Below are 3,427 nucleotides of genomic sequence, written 5' to 3'. Positions count from 1 at the left end.
CGCCGTCGGGCGCGGGGGCCGGGTCGGCGGCCGCGGGCGGCTCCGGATCGGCGGGCGCGGGGTCGTCAGCCGCGGGCGGCTCCGGGTTGTCAGTCGCGGCGTCCGGATCGACCGCGGGGGCCTGGGGCTCGCGCTGGAAGGCGGCGCTCAGCACCGCGTGCTGGGCGATGGCCACCGTCGAGCCCTTGGCAATAGCGGTGACCTGCGCATCCACCACGACCTCCACTGGCTCGAACGCAGCGGGATCGTCAGCCGACGCGTCGAGCGCGGCCTCCGCGTAGGGAGCCGCTACGTAGAGGACGCGCTGGCCCTCGGGCTCCACCGTCGCGTCGCTCCCCTCCAGGAGCACCTGGATGCGGCCGTCCTCGGCCACGGCGTAGGGCAGCGGGGACACGCCCAGCGCCTCCAGGGCGCCGGCGTCGGCGGGGTCGAGCGTCGCACGCTGCTCGTCGGTGAGCGCAGTCACGTCGAGCACGACGGCGCCGCCCTTCCCCGGCACGCCCACGAAGCGCGCGTCGGCGCGCGTCGCGTCAGAGGTGTCCACCGCGCCAGCCTCGTCGCGGTTCTCGACGGTAGCGCCCAGGTCATCGAGGCGATAGGCCATGAGCGCGTCCAGCGGCACGCCGTGGCGGCCCTCGTTATCGGCAGGATAGGCGGCGCTCACCGCCACCGTGCGAACCGTCGGCGCGTCCTTGGGGACGGACACGCGAATCAGGCTAGCGAGATACCCCCCCCCGTCAGCTATTTTCGGCTGGGAAGCCAGCTCGGCCTCAAGAGACGCCTTCGCGGTGGTCTCGTCGTTGACCAGGGTGAACGAACCCGCCGCCTTGCGCAGGGCGTCGCCGCGCTGCACGGCGGGAGCCGGGTCGGCCTCCGTGGCGCGCGGGGTGAAGCTGTGGGCCTCGTAGCCGTAGGTGACGGTGGCGCGCGCCGCGGCATCCACGGAGCCCACCAGGCCGAACTCCAGGTTGGGAACGGGAGTCGACGCGTCCAGCTTGCCGCCGTTGCCGTCCCAGCGCGCCACGATGCGGCCCGAGACGCCCTCCTTGAGCGCGTCGGCGCTCAGACGCAGGTAGCCGTCTCCGTGCTGCTGCCAGAACGACCAGCCCTCCGGCTCGCCCTCGGCGAACAGGGCCGCGCGCTGACCGCCGCGGTCGAGGGCGCCCGGACGCGTGATGCCGCGGCGGGCCTTCCACTCCTCCTGGGAGAGCGTCGTGCGCAGGCTGCCGTCGGCGGCCTCGTAGAGGTACGGCACGTCGAAGGTGAGCACCACGGCGTCGCCCTGCTCGCTGCCGCCCAGGTAGCCGCCCTCGAGCAGGGCCGACAGGTTGCCCAGCTCGTAGGCGCCCTTGAGGCGCTGGCCCTTCACGAGGAACGCGCCGTTGGAGGCGAGGGGCGCGCCGTAGAGCACCAGTGCGGGGCTCAGGCGACGCAGCACGTCGTCCGTGCCGCCCTTGACCTGGGGCAGAACCTCTTCTGCCGCCGTCAGGCCGGTTGGCATGAGCGCCTTGACGACCTCCTCGTCCACGACGTCCTGCTCGGCGGGGTCCGCGGCGTCCGCGGCGTCGCCGGCAGACGGGGCAGCGCCCGCGGCGTCGGAAGAGGGCTCGTCGCCCGAGCTGGCGGGATCGGATGATCCGGCAGGGACGGCGTCGGCAGCGGAGTCGTCCGAGGGGGTGGCCGCATCGCCGGCGTCCTCGCCGGTGGCAGCGGGCTGGGCCAGCGCGCCCGCCGGGGCAGACGGCGCAGCTGCGGCGTCCTGGACGAGCGGAGCCAGCCCCGTCGTGTCGAACACGGTGACGGCCAGCAGCACCGCCATGGCCGTGGACACCGCCTTCACCCACGGACGCTCCCGGAAGGAGCGGCGATCCCTCGCGCGCGCGCCCGCGCGTATACGAGGAGACGCCGCGGCGCGCGAGCGACCGCGAGCGTCAAGGCGCTCGGACGCATGCGGGGAGGCGCCGCCCGAAAGCGTGCGCTCCGCTTCCGGCACGTCGGAACGCGCCGGCTGGCTATGGACATGACAAGAGGCTGAGAACTTCTGCTCGCTCATGTTCGATCCCTTTTGTTCAGTTACGTTTCCACCGCGCCGCTTGCCCGACGGCGCCGGTCAATACGGCGAAAAAGCCTGGTTACCGGCGTAATTGTAATGGCTTTGATACCCTCCGGCAACTTTTTTGGCAAAGCGCCCGCAAGGCGGGCGCGGAATGTAACTGATAGTTTACATTTCTTCCTCACGCTCTTCATTTTTTGACAAAAAAAGCCCCTGACTCGAAAGTCAGGGGCTTGGCGCTTGAAGCTCTTCGGAGCCTTGGCGGGAGCGGCGAGCGGCTACTCCTCGACTTCGGTGACCTCAGCCTCGACGGTGCCGTCCTCGGACACCTGGGCGTCGATCTCCACCATCTCGTCCGCCGGAGACTCGGCGATGTCGATGGCCTCCTCCAGCGCGTCGATGGCGTCCTCGGCCTCCGCGTCCTCGCGGCCCACGACCACCTGCACGGTGGCCTTGATGTCGCGGTAGAGGGAGACGGTCACAGGATGCACGCCGGCAACCTTGATCGGCTTGCCCAGCTCGACGCGGCGCTTGTCGATCTCGGCATCCACGGCGGCCTGGATGGCGTCGGCGACCATGACGGACGTGACGGAGCCGAACAGCTGCCCCTCCTCGCCCACCTGGGCGTCCACGGTGACCTTCAGGTCGTCCAGCTTCGCCTTGAGCGCCTCGGCGTTGGCGATGCGGGTCTCCTCGCGCTTGGCGATGTTGTGCTTGCGCTGCTCCAGCTGCTTCAGGTTGCCCTTAGTGGCCAGAACGGCATAGCCCTGGGTGAGCAGGTAGTTGTTGGCGAAGCCGCGGGCCACGTCGATGACGTCGCCTTCGCCGCCCTTGCCCTTGAGCTCCTTCAGAAGAATAACTTTCATGGGGACCTCCTAGCCTAGCGGTTGCGGCGGTCGCCACGGCCGCTGACAGCGGGAACCGCATACGGCATCAGGGCCATCTCGCGAGCACGCTTCACGGCGTTCGCGACATCACGCTGGTGCTGGGTGCAGGCACCCGTCACGCGGCGGGGCTTGATCTTACCGCGGTCGGTAACATACTTGCGCAGCATCTGGGTATCTTTGTAGTCGATGTACTCCACGTCGTCCTTGCAGAACTGGCAGTACTTGCGACGAGGCTGCTTTGCATAATCGGCCATTGCATTAACCTCTTTCGTTTCGCTTAGAACGGGATGTCTTCGTCATAGACCGAAGAAGAGGCGTCGATGACCGGGGCCGCCGGCGCATTGTACGCCGGAGCCGGGGCCGAGTAGGCCGGGGCGTCGTAGCCGCCGGACTGCTGAGCACCGCTGTTGCGGCTCGACATGAACTCGAGCTCGTCGACGATCACCTCGATCTTGCTGCGCTTCTGCCCGTCGCGCTCCCACTGGCT

At 69.4% G+C, this 3,427-nt stretch carries 3 protein-coding genes and 1 pseudogene; all 4 read right to left on the bottom strand.

Annotation, left to right across the window (positions count from 1 at the left end; all coding sequences use genetic code 11):
• Positions 1 to 1,840 (bottom strand): hypothetical protein (locus D1643_RS10325; RefSeq protein WP_370520340.1); only part of this gene is annotated, 1,840 nt, incomplete at its 3' end.
• A gap of 491 nt (positions 1,841 to 2,331) precedes the next feature.
• Positions 2,332 to 2,919: a 50S ribosomal protein L9 gene (gene rplI, locus D1643_RS10320; protein ID WP_160710536.1), complete on the bottom strand. Its 588-nt coding sequence runs from the start codon at positions 2,917 to 2,919 to the stop codon at positions 2,332 to 2,334.
• Positions 2,920 to 2,933: 14 nt separating this feature from the next.
• The gene (gene rpsR / locus D1643_RS10315; RefSeq protein WP_160710535.1) at positions 2,934 to 3,194 is read right to left on the bottom strand and encodes a 30S ribosomal protein S18; all 261 of its coding nucleotides are present in this window, start codon (positions 3,192 to 3,194) and stop codon (positions 2,934 to 2,936) included.
• A 23-nt stretch (positions 3,195 to 3,217) separates the two neighbouring features.
• Positions 3,218 to 3,427, bottom strand: a pseudogene (locus D1643_RS10310) (single-stranded DNA-binding protein); the annotation flags it as partial.

Origin of the sequence: Enterorhabdus sp. P55 (genome assembly GCF_009911695.1) — a bacterium.
GTDB lineage: Bacteria > Actinomycetota > Coriobacteriia > Coriobacteriales > Eggerthellaceae > Enterorhabdus.
This window is presented reverse-complemented; position numbering and strand designations above follow the sequence as displayed.